31 protein-coding genes are annotated in these 26,601 nt (G+C 67.4%); 21 read left to right on the top strand and 10 right to left on the bottom strand.

Features of this window, described 5'->3' with window-relative positions; all coding sequences use genetic code 11:
- Positions 1–12: 12 nt before the first annotated feature.
- Entirely contained in the window at positions 13–825 is an 813-nt protein-coding gene (locus NDI56_RS10910; protein WP_310919544.1) for a ZIP family metal transporter, read from the top strand.
- Here NDI56_RS10910 and NDI56_RS10905 read toward each other — a convergent pair.
- On the bottom strand, positions 822–1,250 hold the full coding sequence (locus NDI56_RS10905; RefSeq protein WP_310919543.1) for a hypothetical protein: 429 nt from the start codon (positions 1,248–1,250) through the stop codon (positions 822–824). The genes NDI56_RS10910 and NDI56_RS10905 overlap by 4 nt on opposite strands.
- A gap of 226 nt (positions 1,251–1,476) precedes the next feature.
- Here NDI56_RS10905 and NDI56_RS10900 point away from each other — a divergent pair, with 226 nt between their 5' ends.
- From NDI56_RS10900 to NDI56_RS10885, 4 genes are all read left to right on the top strand, one after another.
- Entirely contained in the window at positions 1,477–1,629 is a 153-nt protein-coding gene (locus NDI56_RS10900; protein WP_310919542.1) for a 50S ribosomal protein L39e, read from the top strand.
- Positions 1,629–1,907, top strand: a complete 279-nt coding sequence (locus NDI56_RS10895) for a 50S ribosomal protein L31e (RefSeq protein WP_310919541.1) — start codon at positions 1,629–1,631, stop codon at positions 1,905–1,907. Before NDI56_RS10900 ends, NDI56_RS10895 begins: the two co-directional genes overlap by 1 nt.
- 3 nt (positions 1,908–1,910) lie before the next feature.
- Complete coding sequence (locus tag NDI56_RS10890; protein ID WP_310919540.1) at positions 1,911–2,576, top strand: translation initiation factor IF-6; 666 nt, start codon at positions 1,911–1,913, stop codon at positions 2,574–2,576.
- A gap of 136 nt (positions 2,577–2,712) precedes the next feature.
- Positions 2,713–2,844: a hypothetical protein gene (locus tag NDI56_RS10885; RefSeq protein ID WP_310919539.1), complete on the top strand. Its 132-nt coding sequence runs from the start codon at positions 2,713–2,715 to the stop codon at positions 2,842–2,844.
- A 17-nt stretch (positions 2,845–2,861) separates the two neighbouring features.
- On the opposite strand, the gene NDI56_RS10880 is transcribed toward NDI56_RS10885, so the two are convergent.
- Positions 2,862–3,221 (bottom strand): DUF5658 family protein, encoded by a 360-nt coding sequence (locus tag NDI56_RS10880; protein ID WP_310919538.1) that lies wholly within the window; start codon positions 3,219–3,221, stop codon positions 2,862–2,864.
- Positions 3,222–3,343: 122 nt separating this feature from the next.
- On the opposite strand from NDI56_RS10880, the gene rpl18a reads away from it, so the two are divergent.
- The 4 genes from rpl18a to NDI56_RS10860 all read left to right on the top strand — a co-directional run bounded on the left by rpl18a (position 3,344) and on the right by NDI56_RS10860 (position 6,414).
- Positions 3,344–3,517: a 50S ribosomal protein L18Ae gene (gene rpl18a, locus NDI56_RS10875; protein WP_220588820.1), complete on the top strand. Its 174-nt coding sequence runs from the start codon at positions 3,344–3,346 to the stop codon at positions 3,515–3,517.
- Positions 3,517–3,975, top strand: coding sequence for a prefoldin subunit alpha (gene pfdA, locus NDI56_RS10870; RefSeq protein ID WP_310919639.1), 459 nt, complete (start codon positions 3,517–3,519; stop codon positions 3,973–3,975). The genes rpl18a and pfdA overlap by 1 nt, the downstream gene beginning before the upstream one ends.
- A gap of 7 nt (positions 3,976–3,982) precedes the next feature.
- Positions 3,983–5,332: a signal recognition particle-docking protein FtsY gene (ftsY, locus tag NDI56_RS10865; protein WP_310919537.1), complete on the top strand. Its 1,350-nt coding sequence runs from the start codon at positions 3,983–3,985 to the stop codon at positions 5,330–5,332.
- A 155-nt stretch (positions 5,333–5,487) separates the two neighbouring features.
- Positions 5,488–6,414, top strand: a complete 927-nt coding sequence (locus NDI56_RS10860; RefSeq protein ID WP_310919536.1) for a DUF4397 domain-containing protein — start codon at positions 5,488–5,490, stop codon at positions 6,412–6,414.
- 252 nt (positions 6,415–6,666) lie between these two features.
- Here NDI56_RS10860 and NDI56_RS10855 read toward each other — a convergent pair whose 3' ends face one another.
- From NDI56_RS10855 to NDI56_RS10840, 4 genes are all read right to left on the bottom strand, one after another.
- Positions 6,667–7,317, bottom strand: a complete 651-nt coding sequence (locus NDI56_RS10855) for a bifunctional 4-hydroxy-2-oxoglutarate aldolase/2-dehydro-3-deoxy-phosphogluconate aldolase (RefSeq protein ID WP_310919535.1) — start codon at positions 7,315–7,317, stop codon at positions 6,667–6,669.
- A gap of 39 nt (positions 7,318–7,356) precedes the next feature.
- Complete coding sequence (locus tag NDI56_RS10850) at positions 7,357–7,731, bottom strand: cupin domain-containing protein (RefSeq protein ID WP_310919534.1); 375 nt, start codon at positions 7,729–7,731, stop codon at positions 7,357–7,359.
- Between the two features lie 39 nt (positions 7,732–7,770).
- Positions 7,771–8,679, bottom strand: coding sequence for an AEC family transporter (locus NDI56_RS10845; protein WP_310919533.1), 909 nt, complete (start codon positions 8,677–8,679; stop codon positions 7,771–7,773).
- A gap of 62 nt (positions 8,680–8,741) precedes the next feature.
- Positions 8,742–9,992, bottom strand: coding sequence for a DUF7094 domain-containing protein (locus NDI56_RS10840; protein WP_310919532.1), 1,251 nt, complete (start codon positions 9,990–9,992; stop codon positions 8,742–8,744).
- A 155-nt stretch (positions 9,993–10,147) separates the two neighbouring features.
- Between NDI56_RS10840 and NDI56_RS10835 the strand changes: the two genes are divergently transcribed.
- The 9 genes from NDI56_RS10835 to NDI56_RS10795 all read left to right on the top strand — a co-directional run bounded on the left by NDI56_RS10835 (position 10,148) and on the right by NDI56_RS10795 (position 19,767).
- Complete coding sequence (locus tag NDI56_RS10835; RefSeq protein ID WP_310919531.1) at positions 10,148–11,269, top strand: helix-turn-helix transcriptional regulator; 1,122 nt, start codon at positions 10,148–10,150, stop codon at positions 11,267–11,269.
- Positions 11,270–11,359: 90 nt separating this feature from the next.
- The gene (locus NDI56_RS10830; protein ID WP_310919530.1) at positions 11,360–12,121 is read left to right on the top strand and encodes an electron transfer flavoprotein subunit beta/FixA family protein; all 762 of its coding nucleotides are present in this window, start codon (positions 11,360–11,362) and stop codon (positions 12,119–12,121) included.
- Positions 12,118–13,080: an electron transfer flavoprotein subunit alpha/FixB family protein gene (locus NDI56_RS10825; RefSeq protein WP_310919529.1), complete on the top strand. Its 963-nt coding sequence runs from the start codon at positions 12,118–12,120 to the stop codon at positions 13,078–13,080. The genes NDI56_RS10830 and NDI56_RS10825 overlap by 4 nt, the downstream gene beginning before the upstream one ends.
- A gap of 216 nt (positions 13,081–13,296) precedes the next feature.
- Complete coding sequence (locus tag NDI56_RS10820) at positions 13,297–14,916, top strand: ABC transporter substrate-binding protein (RefSeq protein ID WP_310919528.1); 1,620 nt, start codon at positions 13,297–13,299, stop codon at positions 14,914–14,916.
- A gap of 7 nt (positions 14,917–14,923) precedes the next feature.
- Positions 14,924–16,798, top strand: coding sequence for a HAMP domain-containing protein (locus tag NDI56_RS10815; RefSeq protein WP_310919527.1), 1,875 nt, complete (start codon positions 14,924–14,926; stop codon positions 16,796–16,798).
- Between the two features lie 91 nt (positions 16,799–16,889).
- Positions 16,890–17,732, top strand: coding sequence for a polyprenyl synthetase family protein (locus tag NDI56_RS10810; RefSeq protein WP_310919526.1), 843 nt, complete (start codon positions 16,890–16,892; stop codon positions 17,730–17,732).
- A 453-nt stretch (positions 17,733–18,185) separates the two neighbouring features.
- Positions 18,186–18,749: an AAA family ATPase gene (locus NDI56_RS10805; RefSeq protein WP_310919525.1), complete on the top strand. Its 564-nt coding sequence runs from the start codon at positions 18,186–18,188 to the stop codon at positions 18,747–18,749.
- Complete coding sequence (locus NDI56_RS10800) at positions 18,746–19,162, top strand: RNA-binding domain-containing protein (RefSeq protein ID WP_310919524.1); 417 nt, start codon at positions 18,746–18,748, stop codon at positions 19,160–19,162. The genes NDI56_RS10805 and NDI56_RS10800 overlap by 4 nt, the downstream gene beginning before the upstream one ends.
- Positions 19,159–19,767: an HAD family hydrolase gene (locus NDI56_RS10795; RefSeq protein ID WP_310919523.1), complete on the top strand. Its 609-nt coding sequence runs from the start codon at positions 19,159–19,161 to the stop codon at positions 19,765–19,767. The genes NDI56_RS10800 and NDI56_RS10795 overlap by 4 nt, the downstream gene beginning before the upstream one ends.
- Here NDI56_RS10795 and NDI56_RS10790 read toward each other — a convergent pair whose 3' ends face one another.
- The 3 genes from NDI56_RS10790 to NDI56_RS10780 all read right to left on the bottom strand — a co-directional run bounded on the left by NDI56_RS10790 (position 19,768) and on the right by NDI56_RS10780 (position 22,456).
- On the bottom strand, positions 19,768–20,319 hold the full coding sequence (locus tag NDI56_RS10790; RefSeq protein WP_310919522.1) for a hypothetical protein: 552 nt from the start codon (positions 20,317–20,319) through the stop codon (positions 19,768–19,770). It lies immediately after the preceding gene.
- A gap of 121 nt (positions 20,320–20,440) precedes the next feature.
- Positions 20,441–21,496 (bottom strand): molybdopterin-dependent oxidoreductase, encoded by a 1,056-nt coding sequence (locus NDI56_RS10785; RefSeq protein ID WP_310919521.1) that lies wholly within the window; start codon positions 21,494–21,496, stop codon positions 20,441–20,443.
- Positions 21,497–21,520: 24 nt separating this feature from the next.
- Positions 21,521–22,456: a lamin tail domain-containing protein gene (locus NDI56_RS10780; RefSeq protein ID WP_310919520.1), complete on the bottom strand. Its 936-nt coding sequence runs from the start codon at positions 22,454–22,456 to the stop codon at positions 21,521–21,523.
- Positions 22,457–22,559: 103 nt separating this feature from the next.
- Between NDI56_RS10780 and NDI56_RS10775 the strand changes: the two genes are divergently transcribed.
- Positions 22,560–23,423: a CBS domain-containing protein gene (locus NDI56_RS10775; RefSeq protein ID WP_310919638.1), complete on the top strand. Its 864-nt coding sequence runs from the start codon at positions 22,560–22,562 to the stop codon at positions 23,421–23,423.
- A 134-nt stretch (positions 23,424–23,557) separates the two neighbouring features.
- Positions 23,558–23,719, top strand: coding sequence for a hypothetical protein (locus tag NDI56_RS10770; protein ID WP_310919519.1), 162 nt, complete (start codon positions 23,558–23,560; stop codon positions 23,717–23,719).
- Positions 23,720–23,780: 61 nt separating this feature from the next.
- Here NDI56_RS10770 and NDI56_RS10765 read toward each other — a convergent pair whose 3' ends face one another.
- Entirely contained in the window at positions 23,781–24,821 is a 1,041-nt protein-coding gene (locus tag NDI56_RS10765) for a nucleoside recognition protein (protein ID WP_310919518.1), read from the bottom strand.
- Positions 24,822–25,098: 277 nt separating this feature from the next.
- Between NDI56_RS10765 and NDI56_RS10760 the strand changes: the two genes are divergently transcribed.
- Positions 25,099–26,601 carry an extracellular solute-binding protein gene (locus NDI56_RS10760; protein ID WP_310919517.1) on the top strand — a complete coding sequence of 501 codons (1,503 nt, stop codon included), beginning with the start codon at positions 25,099–25,101 and terminating at the stop codon, positions 26,599–26,601.

The following is a 26,601-nucleotide window of genomic DNA, read 5'->3' as shown; positions in this document are numbered from 1 at the left end:
AGTAGGGTTCTCATGGTCGCCTTCGAGAACGTCGCCTTCGTCTTCGTCGCCGGGTTGCTGACGGCGCTGGCGACCGGTCTGGGGGCCGTTCCGTTCTTTCTGGTCGACGACTTCTCGGACCGATGGAACGTGTTGCTGTGGGGGCTCGCCTCGGGTATCATGGTCGCTGCGTCGGTGTTCGGGTTGGTGCGGGAAGGGCTCAACTACGGTTCACCGATTCTCCTGGTGCCGGGCCTGCTCACCGGCGTCGTCCTCGTCGTCGTCGGTCACGAGGCCCTGGAGGGCTTCGACCACGGGCCCAAAAAGTTCGAGCAGGCCGACTTCAAGAAGCTGGTGCTCATCCTCGGCATCCTGACGGTCCACAGTTTCCCCGAGGGGGTCGCCGTCGGCGTCTCCTTCGCGGAGCTCGGGCTGGACGGGGCCGGGGCGGGCGACTCGGTCGCTATCGCGGGCCTCGCCGTCCCGCTGCTTGCGGTGTTCATGACGGTGGCTATCTCCATCCACAACGTCCCGGAGGGGACGGCTATCGCCATCCCGCTGCGGTCACTCGGCGTCAGCGAGCCGAAGATGGTGTGGTGGGCCGTCTTCTCCTCGCTGCCCCAGCCCGTCGGCGCGGTCATCGCCTACTACTTCGTGACGCTGGCGCGGGAGTTCCTCCCCTTTGGATTCGGCTTTGCAGCCGGTGCGATGATCTACCTCGTCGCGACGGAGTTCGTTCCCGAGGCGCTGGAGTACGGCCAGAACCTCGCCGGCGGCGGCAAGCGGGAACTACTGACCGGGGTCCTCGCCGGCGTGCTGGCGATGGTGCCGCTCGCGTTCGTCTAGAGCAGCGACCGCTTCCGGACGACCTCCAGGTCCACGAAGGCCGTCAGCGGGTCGTCGAACGCCTCGACGCGGTTCTCCATGCGGTAGTTCGAGTGGTCCACGGCGAAGTAGTACGGACCCGAGGCCCCAACCGACTGGCGACCCCCACCGTCGTCCGTCGCCGCCTCGTACATCCCGGAGCCCTCTTTTGGCACTGCCGCCTGGCTGAACTCGTCGTTCCCGGGCGGGGTTTCGTCGGGGTCGTCGCCCTTGATGTAGGCGTCGTACTTGCGGAAGTCGGCCTCGTCGCTGAAGAAGTAGACGTCGAACGGCGTCTCCGCGCGAACGATGTATTCGATAGCGCCGCCCGACTCCGAGAGATCCGGAATCCCCGTCTCCATCCACGCCGTCCCGGGGTCGACGGTGACGTCTCGCTTGACGGTCACGATGACTTCGCCACCACCACCGAGACAGCCGGAACTAGCGGCTCCCAGTCCCGCTCCGACCGCCTGTAGTACGGACCGACGATTCACGTGTGGCTATCTGCCGATTTCCGCACTTAACGCTTCGTGCCCGATTACACACCATGATAACGAAAGCCGCCTATCACAGTCGACGCACGGCGAGCGGAAAAGGAAGGAATTTAAGCCGTGGCACAGAAGTGCCGACACCATGAGCAAGAAGTCGAAGGCCAAGAAGAAGCGTCTGGCCAAACTCGACAAGCAGAACAGTCGCGTCCCGTCTTGGGTCATGCTCAAGACCGACCGCGAAGTCCAGCGCAACCCGAAGCGCCGACACTGGCGCCGGGGCGACACTGACGAATAATGAGCGCCGGTGACTTTGAGGAGCGTGTCGTCACGATTCCGCTCCGCGACGCGAGAGCCGAGCCGAACCACAAGAAGGCCGACAAGGCGATCCGACTCGTCCGCGAGCACCTCGCCCAGCACTTCTCCGTCGAGGAGGACGCCGTCCGTATCGACCCCTCGATAAACGAGACGACGTGGGCCCGAGGCCGGTCGAGCCCGCCGAGCAAGCTTCGCGTGCGCGCCGCCCGCTTCGAGGAAGAGGGCGAGGCAGTCGTCGAAGCAGAGACAGCGGAATAACCCTTGCTCCGCGCGGCATTCTCCGGGTCGTCGTACGTCGGTGTCTTCGCCCGTGCGACCGACAACTGCGTGCTGGTTCGCCCCGACGTAGACGAATCGCTGGCCGAGGACCTGAGCGAGGAGCTCGAAGTGCCCGCCATCCCGACCACCGTGGGTCACTCCGCGACGGTCGGCGCGCTGGCGACCGGCAACGAGAACGGGCTCCTCGTCTCCTCGCGTGTGCGTGAATCCGAAATCGAACGTATCCAGGACGTCGTCGACGTTCCGGTGACGGAGCTACCCGGCCGCATCAACGCCGCCGGGAACGTCGTCTGCTGTAACGACTCGGGGGCGTACGTCCACCCCGACCTCTCCCGCGAGGCCGTTCAGGCGGTGCGAGACGGGCTGGACGTGCCCGTCGAACGCGGCGTCGTCGCCGGCGTCAACACCGTCGGCACCGCCGCCGTCGCCACCGATAGCGGCGTCCTCTGTCATCCGAAGGCCACGGACGGCGAGCTCGACGCGCTGGAGGAGCTGCTCGATGTACCGGCCGACATCGGCACCGTCAACTACGGCGGCCCGCTGGTCGGTTCCGGCCTCGTGGCAAACGACTCCGGCTACGTCTGTGGCACGGACACCTCCGGTCCGGAACTGGGCCGTATCGACGCCACGCTGGGCTACATCGACTGACCGCTCCGTTTTCCGCGTCGCGTCCCGACCGCCAGCGGCGGGGCTGTTCGTCACACCGTGAGTAGTGGCGCCGTTCGAGTGCGCTACTACCCGACCAATGTCAACATTTATCATGATAGATGACGAACTGTAAGACATGTCAGAGAAGGAACCATCGATAACGGAGCCGAAACCGCTCGTCTGTCGGCGGTGTGAGTACGCGACGGAGATACTCAGAACGTCCTGTCCGATGTGTGGCGGTGATATGATATACGCGCCGGAGACGTAGCGAGGTGTCGAACGGCCTCAGACGCCGGCGAGTGTCACCGCGTTCAGCGCGACCACGACGAGCGAGACGAGCGCGAAGCCGACGAGGACGGCCGTCGCCCGGCGGTCGTCGAACCGCGCCCACGCGATGACGACCACCACTAGCGCGCTGAACTTCAACAGACCGATGCCGGGCGTGCCGTAGGTCTCGATGAACGCCCGGGCGACCGCGTTACCCTCCCCGAGCCCCCGCTGGATGCCGACCATGGTGGTCACGACGTCGAACAGCGACGCCAGGATAACCACCGCCCACAGGACCGTATGCGACTCGGAGAGCTGGCGCTGCCCCGGGAACAGCGTCCCGCCGCTACCGCCCCGCTCTGACCTGTCACGTCCCACTGTGTCGCTACTGTCGGCGGCGACCGTCATAAGCGCTGTCGACCCCACAATCGGGCCCCGTCAGCGAGACTGAGAAAGGCTGAAGGGGAAGATACTTCCCTGTCCTGCCCGCACCGGAGGATATGAGCACGTACACTGTTCGCGGTAGTTTCCCGGCCCGAGACGGGCCACAGCAGTTCGAACAGGAGGTCGAGGCGCCGAACGAGGACGTCGCCACCGAGCGCGTCTACAGTAACTTCGGCTCCCAGCACAACCTCAAGCGCACACAGATCTCCATCGACGAGGTGGCAGCATGATGGGCGGCGGTGGCGGTGGCGGCGGCATGCAGCAGCTCCAGCAGGAGATCGAGCAGCTCGAACAGGAGATGGAGGCCATCGACGAGGAAGTCGAGCGCCTGCAGGGGAAGAAATCCGACATCGACGACGCCATCGAGGCCATCGACGTGCTGGAGTCGGGCGCGACGGTGCAGGTCCCCATCGGCGGCGAGGCCTACGTCCGCGCGACGGTCGACGACATCGACGAGATCGTCGTCTCCCTGGGCGGCGGCTACGCCGCGGAGCGCGACCAGGGCGGCGCCGTCGACACGCTCGAAACGAAAAAAGAGACCCTCGACGGCCACATCGAAGGACTGCAGGACGACAAGGCCGAGGTCGAGGGCGAGATGAGCGAACTCGAACAGCAGGCCCAGCAGATGCAACAACAGCAGATGCAGCAGATGATGCAACAGCAGGAAGAGCAGCAGTCCGACGAGTAAGGTCGATATGTTCGACGGACTGAAGGACAAGCTCAGCGGGTTCACCAGCGACGTCGAAGAAGACGTCGACGACGAAGCGGCCGAAGACGAAGCGGTCGACGACGAAGCGGTCGACGACGAAGCGGTCGACGACGAGGAGGCCGTTTCGGAGCCCGAGGCGGACACGGAGTCCGAAGCCGATACGACTGCCGAGGCCGATGACGCGTCGACCGACAGTGACGACGCGACCTCGCCCGACGCCGACTCGACACCGGAACCGCCAGCCGAGGCCGCGTCGACCGAGGACGCATCGGTCGACGAAGACGTGCCGGCCGACGACACGTCCCGAGAGACGGATGCCGACGAGGTGTCCGGAGCTGCGGACGCCGACGATGCGTCCCCAGAGGCTGATGCCGACGATGCGTCCGGAGACGAGGCCACCGACGACGTTCCGACGCTGGCACCCGACGAGGAAGACGACGACAGCGGTGGGCGGAGCTTCACCGAGAAGGCCAAAATCATGGCCACGGGGAAGACCGTCATCGAAGAGGAGGACCTCCAGAAGCATCTGGACGACCTCGAACTCGCCTTGCTGTCCAGCGACGTGGAGATGAGCGTCGCCAACGAGATTCTCTCCGGCGTGGAGGAGAACCTCACCGGCGAGACGCGCCGGCGGCTCTCCAGTACGGGCAACTTGGTCCGGGACGCGCTGCGTGAAGCCCTGTTCGACGTCATCAGCGTCGGCCAGTTCGACTTCGACGAGCGGGTGCAGGCGGCCGACAAGCCCGTCGTCATCATCTTCACCGGCGTCAACGGCGTCGGGAAGACGACGACTATCGCAAAACTCGCCCGCTACTTCGAGGACCGCGGGCTCTCGACGGTGCTGGCCAACGGCGACACCTACCGGGCCGGCGCGAACGAGCAACTCGAAAAGCACGCCCAGAACCTCGACAAGAAGATTATCACCCACGAGCAGGGGTCGGACCCGACGGCCGTCGTCTACGACGCGGTCGAGTACGCCAAGGCCAACGATATCGACGTGGTGCTGGGCGACACGGCGGGTCGCCTCCACACCTCCGACGATCTGATGGCCCAGCTGGCCAAAATCGACCGCAACATCGACCCCGATATGACGCTGTTCGTCGACGAGGCCGTCGCGGGGCAGGACGCGGTCAACCGCGCCCGCGAGTTCGACGACGCGGCCGAAATCGACGGCGCGGTGCTGACGAAGGCCGACGCCGACCCGCAGGGCGGTGCGGCCATCTCGGTGGCCCACGTCACCGGCAAACCGATTCTCTTCCTGGGAACCGGGCAGGACTACGGCGATCTCGAACCGTTCGACCCCGAGGAAATCGTCGATAGCCTGTTCGCCGAGTGAGGTCCCTGACCGGACGTTACTCGACCGATTTCCGCGTAGTGCCGAGCGCGGCCTCTATTCGGGCCGGACACCGTCGACGGAGTGGCGAATTAAATGCCGGTTTACGTGCCGTACACTGTCACTTACCATAACCCCGGACGCTGTCGAGCCAACCGATGCAACGAGAAAGCAAGACTCGACGCGGTGTACTAACAGTTGCCGGCGGCGCGCTGGTCGCCCTCGCCGGCTGTAGTGACAGCGGCGGGCAGAGCGGCACGCCAACCGCGACCGACACCGAAAGCGGCGGCATGGACTCGACGGACACCGTGACCGAGACGGAACAGCAGACGGAGACGGAGACCGGCACGGAAACGGAAACCGAGGGTGACGGCACCGAGACGCCCGCCGGCGGCGAGGCGATGCTCCGCGTCGCCCATCTCGCTCCGGACGCACCGAACGTGGACGTCGCCGTCGACGGCTCCACCGTTCTGGAGGACGTCCCCTTCGAGACAGTGAGCGACTACCTGTCGCTGACCGCCGGTGAGCACCAGATCACCGTCACGCCGACCGGCGGGGACGAACCGGTGTTCGACCAAGCCGTCACCCTCGAGAGCGGTCCCCAGACGGCCGCGGCTATCGGTGAAGTGTCCGGGCAGAACCAGCCGTTCACCGTCACGCTCCTGCCCGACGAAGACACGACGGCCACCGCCGGGAACACGCGTGTTCGAGCGGTCCACGCGATTCCCGACGCCCCGGCCGTCGACGTGACAGCCGGCGACACGGTCATCGCCGACAACCTGCAGTTCGGCGAGGCCGGGGACTACGTCCGCGTCCCCTCGGACACCAGCTCGATTGAACTCCGACCGGACAGTCCCTCCAACGACGAGGAGCCGGTCGCCACCTTCAGCGTCGATCTGACCGAGATGGCCGCTCAGACCATCTTCGCGACGGGCTATCTCGAACCCACTGGCGGTCAGCCCGGCGCGCGAGTCGTCGTCGCGACGGACGCCGAAGCCGGTGGGATGACCGGCGGGACCGAGACGGGCACGCCGACTGGCATGCCGACGGACACGCCGACCGACACCGCCACCGGCGGGATGTGAGACTGCAGCCGTCGCGGCTGTCAGGGTCACGCTGTTCACCGCTCGCGTTCTGAAGCGACCGGACCAGCCCGTCGCTTCACGCCCGGTCGACGGGAGTTTGGCTTCGCGTTGTTCTTCTCCGTTTAGCCCCGCTGCTCACGGCTGTGCCGCTCGCTTACTTCGAGGCGTTCACTCCGTTCACGCCTCGCTACTCCTCCACGGGTCACGCCGTTCCCCGTTCCAGTCCGAGGCGTTCACTCCGTTCACGCCTCGCTACTCCCGAGCGGCGTCGACAGCCTCGACGAAGGCGGCTGCGCTCTCGCGGACGGCGTCCATGTCGTCGTTCTCGATGGCCTCGTAGTCGACCAGCGCCGAGCCGGCGCCGACCGCCGTCGCCCCGGCGTCGAAGTAGTCGGCGACGTTGTCCGTCGAGACGCCGCCGGTCGGCATGATGGGTACGTCGCCAAGCGGCCCCTGAATCGCGCCGATGTGGCCCGGCCCGACGGTCGACGCGGGGAACAGCTTCAGCATGTCCGCGCCCGCGGCCATCGCGTCCGCCGCCTCGGTCGGGGTCATCACGCCGGGAATACAGAGGACGCCCGCACGGTTGCAGACCTCGATGATGTCCGCGTCGAGATGAGGGCCCAGGATAAACTCCGCGCCGGCCTCGATAGCGTTTCGCGCGGCCGCGGGGTCCATCACCGTTCCGACGCCGACGATAGCGTCGGTGTCGGCCAGCTCCCTGTCGACGGCGGCGACCTGCTCGGAACAGCGGGTCGCATCGGCGGTGAGTTCGAGCGCCCGCACGCCGCCCTCGTGGACGGCACCCGCCACGTCGACCATCTTCTCCTCGGGGATATCGCGCAGGACGGCCGTGACGCCACTGTCGACGAGTGCCTGTCTGACTTCCTGCTTGCGTGTCATGGGTGACTCTCGTCGGGCTGGCGGCAAAAGCGTGTCCGGTCAGTCGTCGGGCTCGTAGGGGTGGGCGATGTCGGTTTTCGGCGCGCCGACACCGAGCACGCGGGCCGAGGTTTCGGCGTCCGCCGGATTGAACGCCCGATGTGGGCTGTCCGGTTCGGCGACGAACACCTCGCCGGGGTCGACGACGTACTCGGCTTCGGGCGTCTCGACGTGGACTGGGCCCGAGACGACGTAGAACAGCTCCTCGCGCTGTTCGTGGTAGTGGTACGCCCGCGGGAGCTGTTCACCGGGGGCCATCTCGTAGGTCGCCGCGTGCAGCGAGACGAGCTCCGCGGCGTCCGAGATACCCCGTCGGTCACACGGGTAGTCCGGCGTCTCCGGGAGGTCCTCGGGGTCGATCTGGTGGTAGGCCATAGCCGGGATGACGATGTCGGTCACGAAAAGGACCGGGGCTCACCCCAGTAGCCAGACCAGCACGGACAGCGTCCCCAGCGACGCGACCGTCGTCACGAGGACGTTCATCGAGGCGAAGGACTCGTCGCCGCCGAGCTCGCTGGTGTAGACGTACGTCGAGACGGCGGTCGGCACGCCCAGCATGACGACGGCGGCCGACAGCGGGGTCGCCCCCAGCCCGAGCGCGGAGAACACCGCCCACGCGAGCAGCGGCATCCAGACGACCTTGAGCAGGACGACGCCGGTCGTCGGCCGCAGCGCCGACAGGGACAGCTCGGTGTCCAGTTTCGCGCCGACACAGACCAGCGCGAGCGGGAGCGCGAGCGTCGAGACGGCATCGAGGCCACCGATGACCGGCCCCGGAACGGCAACGGTGCCGACCGAGGCGACGATGCCGGCGGCGAGCGAGACGAGCACCGGGTTCGTCGCCAGCGCCCGCAGTTCGCCCGAAACCGAGGCGTCGCTGTCGTTGAGCCGTATCAGCAAGAACACCGTCACCGGCACCTGGGTCACCGCTCCGACACCGAGGATGACGCTCGCTATCGCGGCGGCCTCGCCGCCCATGGCGGCCGCCACCAGCGGGAGGCCGAGAAAGCCCATATTCCCGTGGTAGGACTGCACGATTGCGACGCTCCGGCGCGCGTCGGTCGCACGCTGGCGGTGGACGACCCAGCCGACGGCGACGGTGAGAGCCACGACGACCCAGAACCCGACGAGCAACGCCGGGGAGACGAGCTCCTCCAGGGGACGGTCGAACGTCGAGGCGAAGACCAGCGCCGGCAGGGCGACGTAAAACGCCACCGCGGTCAGCGTGTCCGTTCGCGCCGAATCGAGTAGCCCGACGCTGCTGGCGACCGCGCCGACGGCGAGAAAGACGAGCATAAATCCGAGCTGCTCGATGACGGCCATACCGACCCCAGCGGGCTGGCGCTCTTGTTCTTTTCGTAACCGGACCGCCGCGTGGCGTGCTCTCAGATGTCTCGGACGGTGACGTTGGTTCTGCTCGAATCGGTCGCGACGGTTACGGTGTAGCTGCCCCGCGGCTCGACGGTCCAGAGCAGGCCGTCGCTCCCGGTCGTGCCGACAGACCGGCCGTCGATTAGCACGCGGCCGTCGACGACCGCGCCGGTCTCGTTGTTCGCGGCGGAGACGAGCAGCGGACCGGTGTCACTGGACCGCTGGACGGTGACCCGGAGTGAGTCGGTGACGTTCTGCTCGGTCCCCCGCGTCCGGACGTTGGAGAGGTCTCGGAACTGCTGCTCGTAGAAGATGTCTGTCGTTCCGCCGTCGAGATACGCGGTCAGCTCGCCGTTCGGGTGGTTGGCCGTGAGCTCGTAGATGCCAGACGTACCATAGAAGGTGAAGCTGGGCCGCTGTCGCTCGTAGAGCCACGGGTACAGGTTCGCCGCGCGCTCGCCGGCGATGTCCAGCCGGTCGGTCCCCGGGTTCCCGTCGTTGACCGCCGTACTGAGGAACTCGTCGGGGAGGGTGCCGTTGCGCGCGTCGTCGAGTCGGGTCTCGCGGACGTACTGGTCGCCGGCCACGGTCGCGAGCGTATACCCGCTGTCCGACGCTTCGAGATAGATCGGCCCGCTGTCGGAAGCCGCGACACCCGACTGAAGTCGGCTCCCGATCGGGCCGGTGAGCGTCTTGAGCTCACCCTCCGTGGTTCGCAGTCGAGTCGTCAGCGAGTCGGCCGGCGTGTAGTCGGGCGCGGCGTCCGGGACCGCGGCGACGCGGTCGAGCGTTTCGAGAAGTTCGGTCGCCTCGGCGTGGATGACGAGCCGAGTCCTGAGGAACTCCTTCGGCGATATCTCCCCCCGGGCGTACCGACTCACCGCGGTGTCCTGCCGGCGGTCGAGCGCCCGGTGTTTCGCCTCGATAGTCGCGAGCCGGGTATCGATGAGCTGTGACCGCTTCAGGTTCGACTCCGTCTGCCGAAACTGCGCTTCGAACGCGAGCGAGTCGTGGCGGTGGTGGAGCTGTGCCGACCACGCCTCGGCGGACGTGCTGATATCGATGCCGGTCTCGTTGTAGTTCGACCGACGGACCGCGTCGGCCGGAACGGTGAGCTGGTTGGTGGTATTATCGACAGCCGTGACACTCTGGACGGGACCCGTTACCGTCTCAGTCCGTTCTGTCGCCGGGTGGATACCAGCGACCGGGATGACCGTCGCGGCGACGAACAGCAACGCGACGAGGAGGGAGGGGAGCGGGCGCATCACCACTGCTTACACCCGGGCCGTACAAAAATATCCCCCATTACTCCGTTCGTAACTGCGGCCCGAGAACGGCCGAGACGTTTCACGGCGATATCTGACGTTTTATTCTTCGATAGAAAGGGTTTTGCCGCCGGCCTGTACACTGTTTGGTTGACATGGCCCTGCGGGTATCCGCCGTCCTCCTCGTCCTCCTCTTCGTTGCGTTCCCAGCGGCGTCGGCAGCCACAGCCCCGGCCCCGATACACGACGGGCCGGCTGCGCAGTCGACGCCCCAGCAGGAACTAGTTCGCGAGAACATGACGTTTCACGTTCAGCTAGCACCCGACGGTGACGCACGCTGGACGATTACCGACAGTTACGCGCTCGGCGACGCGAACGACAGCCGGGCGTTCGAGTCGCTCGCGGACGAGTTCACCAGCAGGGACACCGACCGGCGGCTGGTCGAGCAGTTCCGCACTGCGAGCGCTGCGACCGGGAGCGAGACCGGCCGAGAGATGGCGGTCACAAACGTAACCCGGGACTACGCTGTCACCGACCGACGCGGCCAGCTCGTCCTGTCGTTCACGTGGACGAACTTCGCGGCCGTCAACGGGAGTCGCATCACCGTTCGTGACGCGTTCTACACGGAGGAGGGCACGTGGTTCAACGGACTGACCGAGCGACAGTCGCTCGTCGTCTCCCCGCCGGCCGGATACGTGGTACAGAACTCCCCTCCGGACTCCTATCTCCAGGACGGGTCGATCCGAATCGACGGTCAGGAGACGTTTCAGCGAGGCGACCTGAACATCGTCTACGAGGGCGACCCGGACGGTCGGACGACGGCATCGACGGGCTCGCCCGGACCCGGACCGAACAGCGGCGGGAACCTGCCGCTGTGGTTCGGCGTGGGCGCGTTGCTGGTCATCGCTCTGGCGGTCGCCGTCCTCTATCTGAACGACTGGGACGGGTTCCCGCCGGCGGGCGCGAGCGACACCGACGACACCGCTGGCGGTGACGCACCGGCGGCACCCGAGACGGCCAACGGCGGGACGGAGACGGCCAGCGACGAGATAGACGTCGAACTGTTGAGCGACGAGGAGCGCGTCGAACGGCTGCTCGAACAGAACGGCGGCCGCATGAAACAGGCCCGAATCGTCAAGGAGACCGGCTGGTCGAACGCCAAGGTGTCCCAGCTGCTCTCCTCGATGGACGAGGACGACCGCGTCGACAAGCTCAGAATCGGCCGGGAGAACCTCATCTCCTTCCCGGACGAGGACGTGACCGAAATCGAGGACTGACGGTCGCGCCGGCCATACGCCCCGGTACCTCGGGAGGGCCGTCCCCGTGACGGCGGTACCGTTTTCTCGCTGCCCGGCCCACTGTCGGGTGTGCAAATACTTGTCACAGTGACGGCGGTGTCCGTCCCCGATGACGAGTTCGACGGCGGCCTCGACGAGCGGTCGCTCCCCCACGAGTGGGACGCACAGGCCATCGAGGCGGCGGTCCGGCTCCGGGAAGCCCACGACGCCGCCGAGGTCGTCATCGCCGCCATCGGCCCCGAAGAAGCCGTTCGAGACGCGCTGGCCCGGGGCCCCGACCGGGCGGTTCGGGTCTGGGACGACCGACTGGCCGATACTGCACTCGACTCACAGACGAAAGCCCGTCTGCTCGCCGGTGTCGCCGCCGAGGTCGACCCGGACCTCGTACTGACCGGTGTGCGGTCGGGCGGCGACGGCTTCGCCGCGACCGGTGTGACGCTTGCCGCCCGACTCGACTACGGCTGGGCGACGGTCGTCACCGACCTGAACGCGGACCGCGAGGCCGGCGTCGTCTCCGTCCGCCGGGAGCTGGAGGGGAACGTCGAGGAGCTGACGACGGTCGAACTGCCCGCCGTCCTGACGATACAGACCGGCTGCAACGAGCCTCGATACGCGAGTCTCGGAGCGGTTCGGGCGGCCCATCGAGCCGACATCGACGTGCGGTCACTCGCCGACCTCGGGCTCTCACCGGCCGATATCGAGCGTCCGCTCACCCGGACCGGCACCTCAGAGCCCGACCGGGACGGCGGCGTGACACACTTCGAGGGGAGCCCCGAGGAGACGGCCACCGCGCTGGCAGCGGTCCTGCGCGAACACGGGGTGGGGCCGTGACCGTCCTCGCCGTCGCCGAACACCGGCGCGGTCGGCTGCGTGACGTGAGCCTCGAACTGCTCTCGGCCGGCCGGGAGCTGACCGCGGGGACCGACCGGGCTGTCCACGCCGCCGTGGTGGGCGGGCGCGCCGAGCGGTTCGCCGACCGGCTCGCCCGCGTCGGGGTCGACGTGGTCCACACGACAGCCGCGGGCGAAGCGTTCAACCACGACGTGGCCACGCAGGCGCTCACACAGCTCGTCGAGGCCGTCGACGCCGACCTCGTCCTCGCGCCCCACACGGTCACCGGCCTCGACTACGCGCCGGCGCTCGCCAGCCGACTCGACTGGCCGCTGGTGACCGACGTCATCGGGCTCAGCGGCGACGACGGCCTCGCCGTCACGCGCGAGTGCCTCGCGTCGAAGCTGGTCGAGACACTCGCCGTCGACGGCGAGCGCGCAGTCCTCACCCTGCGCCCCGGCGCGTGGTCCGCCGCCGAGGGCTCCGGTGACGCCGACGTGCGCCCGTTCACACCCGACATCGACGATTCGGCTGTCCGCTCGACGGTGACCGGTTTCGAGGCGGTCGGACCCGGCGACGTCGACCTCACCGACGCCGACGTGGTGGTCGCCGTCGGTCGCGGTATCGGGTCCGAATCGAACCTCGACCTGATATTCGACCTCGCGGACGCCATGGGCGCGACCGTCGCCGCCTCGAGTCCGCCGGTAAAGAAGGGGTGGCTCTCGGCGGACCGGCAGGTCGGTCAGTCGGGTGCGGTCGTCTCGCCGGAGGTGTACGTCGCTGTCGGCGTCTCCGGGGCCGTCCAGCACGTCGCCGGCATGGCCGACAGCGACACGGTCATCGCCGTCAACTCCGACCCGACCGCGCCGATATTCGACGTTGCTGACTACGGCGTCGTCGCGGACCTCTTCGACGTCGTCCCCGAACTCGTCGACGCGTTTCGGCCCCCCGAACGCTGAAATCGCCCTCGGCTATCGCACGACCGACGGGGGTATGGTAAATAGCTAAATTTTGATGTCTAACAGCTGCTAGTAGGGTATTCTTTACTGCCATAACCCGTGTTTCCGGTAAACTTATGATGTGTGATTAATGATGTACGTGTCAGCAAGAGGGGCGTATATGGGTCGGTCGTTATGACGACCGGCGTGGGACCTCTCGGCACACGACAGATCACAATGACAGACCGGATTACTGACGGAATATCACGACGGAGCGCACTCAAATCACTGGCCGTAACGGGGACGGTCGGACTCGCCGGGTGCGGGGGGATCTTCTCCGAATCCGAGACGGAGTACGGCCCGACGGACATCCCGCCCAAGCAGCGGGGCATCAAGGAGTGGGGGCAGAAACTCAACGAGCACGCGAGGGAGGCGGGCATCGACTGGGACCAGTTCTCTGGCGACGATATCACGCTGACTTTCGGGATGGGGCTGCACCCGTACTCGACGACGTTCTCGACGCAGGCCGAGGACGGGACGATGGTCAAGGACTACTTCGAGGACCTGACCGGCATCACCGTCGACTACGAGATCGTCTCGGAGGACCAGTTCTGGCTGGAGACCGAGAACGCGCTCTCCAGCGACGACAACCCCTACGACGGTATCATGAACGGGCTGTGGCCCTCGGGCGGCTACCACTTCGGTGACGACGGCAACGCTTGGGTCCGGGACCTCATCCCGTACATCAACAACAGCAGCCTGACGGACAAGCAGTGGCTCCGGATGGGGGATTTCAAGCGCCAGACCATCGAGCTGATGTCGTACCCCAACGCGGACGGCACCGTCGAGCTGACGGCGCTGCCAAACGGTATCGAGGCCTACGGCTGTACGGCGATCCACAAGCCGACCTTCGAGACGCTCGGGCTCAGCGAGCCGCGGAACTTCGCGGAGCTGGAGTCGGCGGCAAAGACGATCTCCGAGTCGAACGAGGTGAGCCGCGAGGGTATCGTCTCACGGACCAGTTCGACCACGCTGTCGTCGGCCAACTGGGGGACGATGTTCAAGACCTACGGCGGGGAGTGGATCGACCGCGACGCCCGGACGGCGACGCTCAACCAGGAGCAGGGCGTCAAATCCCTGGAGCGGTTCGGCGGCATGCTGAACAAGTACGGCCCGAGCAACCCCGGGACGTACGACTGGTACGCGAACAACAACGCCTACAGCAACGGGGAGGTCGGGATGATGTACTCGACGCCACAGACCTCGGGTATCGTCGACACCCAGATAATGGAGGAGACGAAGTGGCTCCCGCCGCTGCAGGGACCCGACGGCCGCGACCCCATCGTCGACACCTGGGTCTGGGCGACCGGTATCACCGCGACCTCGGACAACCCCGAGGCGGCGTGGCTGTACATCCAGTGGGCCAACTCGCGAATGGCGAACCTGATGCTATCGACCCGGCAGTGGAGGGGTGACGGTCCCCGCGCGGGGTACGCCCGGTTCGACTACGTCAAGAACCAGGTCGATCAGGGTAACACGCCGCCGGTCCCCGGCGAGGGGTACATCAACGCCTTCGAGCAGGGCATGAACAACGTCCCCGGAGGCAACCCCGACAGTCCCGGGGAGTATCCGCCGGTCCCGGTCGATACGCCCCAGAACATGAACATCATGTCCGAGGCCGCTCAGGCGATGAGCAGCGTCGTCAGCGGCCAGCGGACCGCGAAGAAGGCCCTCGACGACGCGGCGACCAAGATCGAGGACGACGGGTATCTCACGGAGTCGGCGATTCCCAGCCGGTACATCGCGAACGACAGATTCTTGACTAGGGACTACGGGCAGGAATTCGGAGGTTCATAAGAGAACGATGAGCGAAGACGACACACCCCAGTCGCGAAGCGTAGACGAAGCCAGCAGCGTCCTCCCCGGTTTTCTGGCCCGGAGCTTCCTCGCGAAGTTTCTGGCTGCGTTGCTGTTGATTTCGGTCGTTATCGTCGGCGTGAGTGCGAACACGTACAACCAGACGGACACCCAGCTGACCGCCGAGACCGAGACGGAGTACACCGGTGTCGCGAACCAGAGCGCGACACAGATCGAAGAGTGGCGCCAATCACGGAGCGACACGACCCGGCGGCTCTCACAGTTCGAGGTGATCCGGAGCGGCACCCACTCCGAGCGACAGAGCTTCCTCGAAAGCGAGCGGGAACGGCTCCCCGAGGACGTGTATCGGGTGCACCTCGTCAACCGCAGCAACTCGAACATCACCGCGAGCACGTCCGAGGCCAAAGTCGGCGAACCCCTCAACACGCGCGAAGCGCCGTGGCAGAACGACAACCTGACCTACAACGACGACGGCGTGTTCGTCTCGCGTGCGGACGAGGCGCTGACCCGCTCGCTGGTGTCGTTCGTCACCGAGGTCGAGACCGAGAGCGGCGACGACCTTATTCTCGTGATGCAGACCGACATGGACGCACTGGCCGGGAACCTCCCAGCGCCGTCACAGGGCGTCTACTCGCAGGTCATCGACGCTGAAGGCCGTATCGTCGCGGGGACCCAGGAAACCGAACGGCTCGACCGTAACGACGGGACCCTCTCGGTGTACACCGACAGCCCCGGCGACCTGTCCATCCTGCGGAGCGGGCTGAACGGCGAGACCGGGTTCGTCCAGGGCGCTGACATCAACGGCACCACGCTGCCGGACCACAGCAGCGTCGCTATCGGGTTCGCGTCCGTCGAAGGCGAGGAGTGGATCGTCGCGACCCACGTCCCGCTCTCGACGGCCTACGCGCTCCGGAGCACTATCACCACGAACCTGCTCGTGCTCGCGGTGACGGCGTTCCTCGGTATCGGTGTCATCGGCGTCGTCTTCGGTCGCGGGACTGTGAGCGCGCTGAACCGGCTGACCGAGAAGGCCGAACGGCTGGAGGCCGGCAACCTCGACATCGAGCTGGAGGTCAACCGCCGCGACGAGTTCGGTCGGCTGACCGCCTCGTTCGCCAACATGCGCGACGCGCTCCGGGACCGTATCCAGGAGGCCGAGTCCGCTCGCAAAGAGGCCGAGGTCTCCCGACAGGAGGCACTCGCCATGACCGACTACCTCCAGGAGAAGGCGGAGGACTACAGCGAGGTCATGCAGCGGTGTGCCAACGGTGACCTCACCCAGCGCATGGAGGTCGACAACGAGAACGACGCGATGGACCGCATCGCCGAGGAGTTCAACGAGATGCTGGGCGAACTCGAGAAGACCACCGGACAGCTCAAGACCTTCTCGGAGGAGGTCGCCGACTCCAGTGAGATCGTGCTGACGAACACGGAGAACGTCCGCCAGTCCGCAGAGCGCGTGACGGCCTCTGTCGACGCGATCAACACGGACGCCACCCAGCAGGAGGAGCGCCTGCAGGCGCTCGCTGTCACCCTCGACGAGGTCATCGACCGGCTCCACTCGCTGAAGGGGAACCCACACGTCGACATCAACGACGAACTGGCGCAGTTCGAGTCCGTCGCCGACGTGCTGGACGAGGTCACCGGCAAGAGCCAGTCGATTCGGTCTGAGGCCGAGGACGCCTCGGAGACTTCCAAACAGCAGGCCGACGAGCTGGACGAGGTCTCGGAACGTGCCGACCGGCTCAAGCGGTACGCGAAGCCGCTCGGCGGTATCCTCGACCGGTTCGAGACCGCCGCCGAACACGAGTTCGTCTTCTCGGGCGGCCCGAGCCAGCCGGTCCAGAACGACGACAACTGAGAGGCGGTCTCCGGCTGTCGTTTCTTTCGCTGTTTCCCCGTCGAGCGCTGGGTCGTCAGGTACTTTTTCCCGTGGGCCCAAGCCGTCGGTAATGGAGTATCTCGAGGCGCGTCGTGACCGCGTCGAGGCGCGGCTAGAGGCCGTCATCGACGGCGTCAGGCCCGACGAACTCGCCGAGCAGGTCGGGCACGTCGTGCTCTCGGGCGGGAAACGGGTCCGCCCGACGGTGGCCGTGCTGGTGTGTGAGGCGCTGGGCGGGGACCCGGGCGACGCGGTCGATTTCGCCGTTGGCATCGAACTGGTCCACAACGCCTCGCTGGTCATCGACGACATCATCGACGAGTCGGACGTCCGCCGCGGGACGCCGGCGGCGTGGGCCGAATACGGCCACGGCTCGGCTATCATCGCCTCGGACGGCCTCCTGGGGGAGGCCTTTGCCCTCTTTTCCGGCGACGAACGGGCGATGCAGACCGTCGCCGAGTCGATGGTCGAACTGGGTGAGGGCGAGGCCACGGAGCTGGTCGCCCAGCCGAGCAACGAGACGGAGTACATGGTGCTGGCCCGTCGCAAGACGGGCGCGCTGTTCCGGGCGGCCGCGGAGCTGGGCGCCATCGCGGCCGGCGCCGACGGCTACACGGTCGAGACGATGGGCGAGTACGCCCAGCGGGTCGGCGTCGCCTTCCAGATGCGCGACGACGTGTTAGACGCCACCGCCGACGCCGAGACGCTGGGCAAGCCGACGGGTCACGACGCGGCGATGGAACGGCCCTCCTTCCTCGAGGTGACCGACCTCACCGCCGAAGAGGCAAACGCCAAGGCCCGCGCCGAGTCCGACGCCGCGCTCGAAGCGCTCGACACCGTCGACGCCCCCGACTCCCAGTCGATGGAGTATCTCCGGGAGCTGGCTGAGTTCGTCGTTGTTCGGGAACGCTGACTAGCTAAGTTCGTAGCGGCTACTGCGACGACTGCAATTCACACAGCCATCAATACGGAGAGCGAGAAAGCCCCGGCTGTGTCGACTCGGGGGGCTCGCTGTGCGCCTCGGTCGCTTCGCTCCCTGCGGTGCTTGTGTCGCCCGCCTTCGTCGACACAGCCGCCCCTTTCAGTCCCACCCAGCGCTGTTTGACCAACCGGCTACGGGTGGGACTGAAAGGGGCCGAGCTAAGGACGAACCCCGACGACGCAAGCACCGCAGGCCGAAGGCCGAGGCGCGCAGCAAGTCGCGGGAGTCCTTAGCTCGGGGGCTTTCTGGCTGTACAGGTCAGCAGTAGCGGTCAAGATTTAGATTGCTAGCGGGGCTGTCTGGCTGTTCCCAATAGTTCCCGCTCCGACAGTCACCACAGCTAGAACAGCAGGTCTTTAGCCGGTACTCGACAAAGCGCTTCCAATGACAGTCATCGGTGTCGTCGGACTCCCCGGCAGCGGCAAGAGCGAGGCGGCGGCGGTCGCCGCCGACATGGGCGTGCCGGTCGTGACGATGGGCGACGTGATCCGCGAGGAGTGCCGCGAGCGCGGGCTGGACCCCGCGACCGACCACGGGACGGTCGCGAAGGCGCTGCGCGAGGAGAACGGCCTCGGCGCCATCGCCGAGCGCTCGCTGCCGATCATCGAGGCCGAACGCGAGGACAGCGACACCGTCCTCGTCGACGGCATCCGCTCGGACGTGGAGGTCGGGGCGTTTCGGGACGCCTTCGGCGAGTCGTTCGTCCTGCTGGAGATAGACGCGCCCTTCGACGTTCGCGCCGACCGGCTCGACCTTCGGGGCCGGGACGCGAGCGTCGACGAGGGCGGCGAGTCGCTCGACGAGCGCGACGAGCGCGAACTGGGCTTCGGGATGGGCGAGGCGATGGCGATGGCCGACGTGACCATCGAGAACACCGACTCGCTGTCGGCGTTCCAGCGGCAAATCCGGGCGCTGCTCGAAGACGGCGTGGAGGCGGCCGAGTCATGAGCGCCGTCTACAGCGTCGACGTGACGATTACGGCGCCGGTCAACGACACGGAGGTCACCGCGCGGGTCGCCGACGCCGTCCGGAATCTGTTCCCGGAGGCCGACCCGACACACCGCGAGGGGGAGCTCGTCGCCGAGGTCCACACGATGGAGGGCTTCTCGGAGGCGCTCCACCGCGCGGAAATCCTCGACACCGCCCGCTCGGTCTTCTTCGACAACCTGGCCGGCGACAGCTTCTCCTTCGACCTGAAGAAGCAGGCGGCCTTCGAGAGCCGGGTTAACTTCGCCGTCGGCGAGCCCGCGGAACTGGGCGACATCCACGTCTCCGTCACCGTCCGCGAACCGGACGCCGAGAGCTACATCGACTACGTCGCCCCGCCGACCGAGGACGGCAAACCGCTCGACACGGAATGACTGAGGCGCTCTGTTTCGCGCTGGACGGGGTGTTGGTCCACCGGACCCGCTCGGACGCCGAGATTCTGCGCGACGTGTTCACGAGCCACGCTATCGAGCCGACCGAGGCACGGCTGGCGACGGCGAGAGCGTCGTTCAGGCGGGCCTTCGACGCGCTGGAGCCCGAGCCCTACCGGCAGTCGATGGCGGCGGTCGTCGACGCCGCCGACTCGGATACCGACCCGGCCGAACTGGTCGCCACGCTCCGCGAGGAGACGTACGCGGCGACGACGGTGCCCGGGGCCGCCCGCGAGAGCCTGTCCGGGCTCGCCGAGACCAGCGCGCTCGCGGTGATCGCGAACGGCCCCCGCGAGTGGCAGGTCGGGAAGCTCGACCGCCACGGTCTGACCGACTCGTTCGACGCCGTCGTCGCCTCCTACGACGCGGGGGCACACAGGCCCGACACCGCTCCGTTCGACAGGCTCCGCGAGCGGGTCTCCGCCGACGAGTACGTGATGGTCGGTGACGGAGACGACGTTTCGGGGGCACGAGCGGCCGGATTCGTCCCGATAGAGTACCGGACTGACGGCCCGGACCTGTGGGCGACTATCGACGCCTTGCTCTGACTACTCCGCCAGATAGACCCCCGCTTTCGGATGCTGGTCGGCGTCCTCGACGACCCGGCCGTCGTCGCGGGCCGACTCGATGGCGGCTTTGGCCGACTTGCGGCTCATCCCGCCGACGACGGAGACGACGTCGAGGAGTCGGTCCGCCTTGATACCGCGTCGGTCGCCTCGGTCTTCCGTGAGAAACGAGGGCGCCATCTCTTCGAAAAACCGGATGTACGTGGCGGGGTCGCGCTCGCCGCCGAGCCGGTCGTGCCACGTCGCCGGATACTGGCTGATGCGCCCCTCGTCGAGCGCGTAGAGGCGTTCGCCGTCGGCCACCCAGCCGTCCGAGTCGGTCAGTCGCTCGGAGACGGTGTCGAGGAACCCGTCGGCGTCGAAGCTGACCTCGTCGCGGTCGGCCAGCTCCCGTGCGTACGCTTCCAGGGTCGCCTCGGGGATGCCCGGTCGGTCGTCGTGGTACCGTTCGAAGAGATCCACGAGTTCGCGCGGCCGCATCGACTCGCCCTCGTGGACGGCTTCGTCGATTGCTCGCTGGTCGAGTTCGACCATGCGAGCGGTACCGCCGTCACGGGCAAAAACCGAGTGACTGTCTATCGCCGTAGCGCGCTCCTACCGCTCGACCCCGCCCTGACTGCGTGAGCCGGTGTCGCCCCGAGCGGGTAACGTCGTCCTACACCCCGCTGACGAAGATAGCGACCCACTCACCGACCTCCCGGCGGCCGGTCACCCGCAGTTCCTCGACCCACTTCACCCACTGGAACCCCCGTCGACCGGGCGCGACCAGCCTGAGGGGAAAGCCGTGGCCGTGGGCGAGCACCTCGCCGTCGACGCGGGTCGCGAGCAGGGCGTCGCGGGCGGCCTCGATAGGGAGGCTCCAGCGATAGCCCGTCACGGAGCGAAACTGCACCCACGCGGCCGCGTCGTCGGGGTCGGCGGCGTCGAGCAGGTCGCCGACGCGGACGCCCTGCCACTCGTGGTCGGAGTACCAGCCGCTCGTGCAGTCGAGCAGCGCCTGCTCGCTCGCCCCCGCCGGGAGCTCCGAGAGCGCGTACGCTCGCTCGGTGGCGACCCGGCCGCCGACGCGCAGGGACCACTCGTCCGCGTCGACCGGGTCGGGGTCGTCGGCGACCCAGCTGGTCACGGGAAAGCGGTTGCCGTCGCCGCTGCCCTCCTCGCGGGAGCCGGTGAACCGCCGGTCCGACCCCGCGGTGTCGAGGGCGTCGTTGACCGGCCCCTGGAGCCGCCACACCAGCGCGCCCGTCGCGACGAGCCCGGCGTACCGGACGGCGTCGCGGCGGCCGTGTCGCACCGCGGTTCCCGGCGAGTGAACGCGGCTGCAGAGGTGTGCGACCAGCAGCGGTGCGACGAGCAGTCCGAGCGCCGTATGGAGGTGGAACAGGCCCCACGGGCCGAGGTCGAGCGACCCCCCGAAAACCCACCAGACGCCCGTGGCCAGCGCGCCCGCGGCGTCGAGCGCGAGCAGGACGGAGAGCGCTCGCGTGGCGGTGAGTCGCTCGGGCGTGACCCGGTGGCGGACCCGCCACAGTTTGATGGGCAACAGGCAGACCAGCACGACGCCGGCGACCGCGTGGAGGTCGACGACCCACGCCGTCGCTCGCGTTCCCGTGTATATCGTGGCCACGCCGGTCGCGAGCACGGTCGCGACGGCGGCGAAGAGGCCCCAGTCGACCGCTCGCGGCGAGGGGGTGTACCGGCGCCAGTCCATGGCGGGTTATCGGGCGCCGCGCGCTTAGTAGGCTCGTTCGAGCGCCACGCTGCCCGCGTCGGTCCGGACGGTGACGGTGTCGCCGTCGTTGTTCCAGACGGCGCGGCCCGACCCCCAGTAGCGCGCGCCGGCGGTGTCGGTCCCGCTGCCGCTGTAGAGCGTGACGCTATCGCCGGCGGCGAGCGCGTAGCTCCCGAAGGTGTAGCTCCGGCCCGCGGCGTCGGTGACGGTCCAGCCGGTGAGGACCAGCGTGTCGTCGCCGCGGTTCGCGAAGACGAGATACTCGTCGTTCAGGTTCTCGTTGTCGTTGCCCGCGGCGTCCTCGTGAATAGCCGTGAGTGCGAGTCCCGACGGGCTGGCCGTCGCCGTGGCCGGCTCCCACGTCGCCGAACCGGGGGCGACACACCGCCAGAGCCCGCGGCGCTGTTCGCGGGCGCTCGTCTCGGCGGCGGTGAAGCTGTCGCCCCGCGAGAACTCGCTGTCGTAGACCCGCGCGCGGCCCGACGCCACGAGCCGGTAGTTGAACAGGCGGTCGTCGACGACGACGTAGGCGAGCAGGCGGTCGTAGTAGCCACGGCGCTCCAGATTCGGGTCCGTGGCGATGCCGACGGTGCGACCGAGCAGCTGTTCTTTCGCGTAGTTCGAGGCGTTCGTCCCGGCCTCGCGGAGACAGGCCGCCCCCGAATCGGTGTCGGGGACGCCCTCGAACTCCGCCGGGTCGTTCTCGGCGTGGACCTCTGGCGTATCGACGCCGACCAGCCGGACAGTGTCAGTCGTGCCGTTCCGGTACTCGATGCGGATCGTGTCGCCGTCGACGACGGCGGTGACGCTGACCCGGGTGGTGTCGCCCGGCAGCGAGGCCGCCGTCCCGACCTCGTCGCTCCCCTCCGGGACGGCGCCGCTACAGCCGGCCAGGACGACCGCCAGCGCGAGTACGGCCCCCGCGAGGTGACGATTCATGGCCACACCCAGTAGGCCCACCCTGACAACGCTGTCGGGCGGGGAGTTATGATACTGCGACGAGAGATATCAGCCGATGTTCGCCCTGCAAGTCAGCGAGGTCATGCAGACGCCCGCACGGACCATCACGCCCGGGAGCCCCATCGTCGAAGCGGCGACCCGGCTCCGCGACGAGGGTATCGGCTCGCTGGTCGTCGAGCGCAACGGGGAGTGTGTCGGCATCATCACCGAGAGCGACATCGTCGCCGTCACGGCCGAGGAGGGCGACACGCGCGAGCTCACCGTCGGGGACGTGATGGCGACGGCGCTGGTGACTATCGCCCCCGAGGCGGACCTGGAGGTCGCCGTCGACCGCCTGCGCACACACGGCATCAAGAAGCTGCCCGTGGTCGAGGACGGCGAACTCGTGGGCATCCTCACGACGACGGATATCTCCCGGTACGTCCCCCACATCACTCGGCCCGACGCGTCCCGGGAACCCCAGCCCGAGCGCCGGCGCTTTACCCGCCCCGACACGCTGTACGAGGACGACGACTGGGAGTTCGACAGCTACGGCATCGCCGACGGCATCGACGTGGGCGACCACGTCCGCTTCGCCAAGACGCTCTCGGAGGCCGACGTCGAGCGGTTCGCGGAGGTCAGCGGCGACACGAACCGGCTGCATCTGGACGACGAGTTCGCCAGCGGGAGCCGCTTTGGCCGCCGCATCGTCCACGGCACCCTCGTCTCCGGTCTCATCAGCGCCGCCCTCGCCAGACTGCCGGGGCTGACCATCTACCTCTCGCAGGAGCTCTCCTATCGCGGCCCGGTCGACATCGGCGAGCGCGTCACCGCCCACTGCGAGGTGGTCGAACAGCTCAAGAAAGACCGGTTCCGGCTGGCGACGGCCGTCGACGATTCGGACGGGGAGTGCGTCGTCGAGGGCGACGCCGTCGTCATCTCGGACCCGATTCCGGACACTGCATAACTAGCGTCGTACAGCAGGTTCACACAGCGTTGCTTTCGCCCTCGAGGCCGGCACGTACGCGTAGGCGTCCTCGGCCTACCGGGGTCACGTCCCCGCTACGGAACACTTTCCATGATGAGACGTGACACGGCACTATGTCCAGTTTTCGCCGCCCTGTCGCCTACGGTCTCGCAGTTGCAGTCGGGACAGTACTCGGATTTGTCGTCCTCGGCGGCTCCTCCATAGAATCCGGCCTTCCCGTCGCAGTGACCGCGTTCGTCGTGATGTTCGTCCTGAAACTCCTCTTCGACAGGTGAACGCCCCGTATCGAGCTGACAGGAGAGCAAAGAACGGGGACGGGAACCGTGTCGGACATCGTCAGGGTGCCAACAGCACGACCAGCGCCAGCGCAATCCACCCTATCTTCAGGCCCGTATTCACCGCGATGACCTTCGAGCCAAAGTCCCGGCCCCAGATGCCGTACTGGAACGGGATGGAGCGTTTGAACGTCGAGACGGCGAAGGAGACGATGCCGCCGACGAGCATCGTCGCCACCGCCGTTCTGGCCGTGAAGGTGCCGTTCTCGATGAGCGGCGCGATGACGGCCGCGCCGGAGGTCGTATCGAGCGCGAAAGCGGCGACGACCGGGACCGCAGCGCCTGGGAGACCGAGCAGCCCGGTCAGCCCGTCGGCGGCGGTCGTCAGCGCCTGTCCGGAGCCGCCAAGCAGCGCCAGAATCTCCTCGGAGTACGCGACCAGCAGGGCGACGACGACGTAGATGCCGGCCAGCCGCGGGAGAATCTCGCCGAGCTTCTCGCGGGTCTCGCCGAGGGCCTCGGACACTCGCTGTGCCTTCGTCGGCGGCCCCGTTTCGTCCGCATCCGTCTCACCGCCGTCCGGCGTCATCTCGTCGGTCAACACCCCGCGGTCGACGTTCGAGCTATCGAGCAAGAGCGCCCCCGCGGCGATACCCGTCAGCGTGATGGCCAGCGCGACCAGTCCCCGCGTCGTGACGTACAACAGTCCGACGCGGGCGCCCAGAATCGGAATCAGAATCGGGACGTAGAACGTGACGATGTGCTGGGCGAAGCCGAAGAACGTGTTGATGGTCACCGCGACCAGCGTCGCGCGGTCGTCGAGCACGCCCGACTCGCGGAAGTCCGCGAGCATCCCGTAGCCAGCGGTCGGCGAGGCCGTCGTCGTCAGAATGGCGGTCCCCACCTCGTCGGGGAGGTTCGCCGGCCCGGTGAGATACTGCGAGACGACGGCTATCTTCTCGACCAGCCCGAACGACACCGCGAGGTTCGCGAGGAAGACGCCTATCGAGAGGAAGAGGGCGATTCGCAGAACCCGCGAGGCGACGTCGGCGAGCAGCGCGACCAGCGAACTCACTGGTGGGAGTTCGGCTAACAGCGACATATGTGCGTCGGTCCCGTCGCCTTGCCTTCGCAAGCAGCCGGCGCCGATGAGGCGCGACTCGCCGCAGACGGCCGGTCTCGACACCCTCACCGGCGACGGGACCCGGCACGAACCCCTCTGTAACGCGAGCCGGCACGCGGCAGAGGCCGTGGTCGCGTCCCGGCCTGCCAATGCAAGCGCACCATGCAACATGACAGCGAATATGATATATACGAGGTACTGAAAGCGATGGGAACATCCTCTGACCGACTGCACGCGTCGCGCGGCAACCACAGGTATGGCTCCGACTGACGGCGACCGGTCGCGGGCCGTCGACCGGCGTCGGTTCGTGCGAGCGCTCGGCGCGACCGGGCTGGCGGCGAGCGGGGGCCTCGCGGGCTGTCTCTCGCGGGGCTCGGCCGGTCCCCAGACGATAGAGATAGCGGCCAACACCGACGTCAAAGAGAACATCGGCCAGATAGCGGGGAAACTCCACGAGGTCGGCCTCTCGGATGAGATCGAGCTGACGGCCATCGCGGGCGTCTCCTCGTCCGGGTCGCGCAAACAGCAGTACAACCGCTGGCTGTCGGGCAACCTCGAACAGCCGGCGCTGTTCATGATGGACAGCGGCTGGTCGATCCCCTTTATCCTCCGGGACCAACTGGTCGACATCTCGGAGATTCGACCGGCGCTGGCCGACACTATCCAGCAGGAGTACTTCGAGACCTTCGTCCGGTCCATCGAGGACCGGACCGGGGGGCTCTACGGGGTGCCGCTCTTCCCCACCACGGGGACGATGCTCTACCGGAAGGACCTCGTGAAGGAGGCCGGCTTCTCGCCCGAGCGGAACAACTGGGCGACCGAGCCCCTCAGCTGGCAGCGCTTCTCGGAGGTGACGAAGGAGACGATGGACGCCACGGACACCAGGTGGGGCTTCTCGTTTCAGGCGAACTCTTACGAGGGGCTGGCCTGCTGTGACTTCAAGGAGTTCACCGGCTCCTGGGGCGGGTCGTACTTCGGCGAGAAGCAGAACCTCTTCGGGCCCGTCGGCGAGCGCCCCGTCACCGTCGACAGCGACCCGGTGGTCAACGCGACGCGGATGGTGCGGACCTTCATCGAGGGCGACACCCGGAACCCGCTGGCGTCGGTCACCGGCGACATCGCTCCGCGGGCCGTCCTCCAGTGGCAGGAGGAGACCTCGCGTCGCCCCTTCTCGAACGGGAACGTGGTGATGCACCGGAACTGGCCCTACGCTATCGCCATCGGCGGCGCGGAGGACGCCTACGGACGGGACCTCGGCGTGATGCCGATGCCCTACGGCGTGACGGAGGAACAGGCCAAATACGATGGGTACGGCGGCACGACTTCGTCGCTCGGTGGCTGGCACGTCGCGCTCAACCCCAACACGCCAAAGCGCGAGCGGGCACTCGAAGTGATGGAAGCGATGACCGAACCGGAGATGCAGCTGTTCCTCTTCGAGCTGCTCGGCTGGCTCCCGCCGCGGCCGGCGCTGTTCGAGACGGAGCGGATGCGACAGGTGCCCGTGATGGGCCGGTACGTCGAGACGCTGAAGCTGACGGTGGAGAACTCGACCCCGCGGCCGGTGACGGTCGCGTGGCCACAGGAGTCGACGAAGATCGCACAGCAAGCCAACGCCGCGTTCAGCGGCGACGGAACCCCCAGTCAGCGCATGCAGACGCTCAAAGACCAACTGCAAGCCATCGAGGAGGCATCGGAGCGGAAAGACGCCGCGGGCGGTGGCCCCGGCTCACAGGGCACTGCGACCTCGGGAGGCGGGTGA

It is taken from the genome of Halomicroarcula saliterrae (assembly GCF_031624395.1).
Lineage (GTDB): Archaea > Halobacteriota > Halobacteria > Halobacteriales > Haloarculaceae > Haloarcula > Haloarcula saliterrae.
This window is presented reverse-complemented; position numbering and strand designations above follow the sequence as displayed.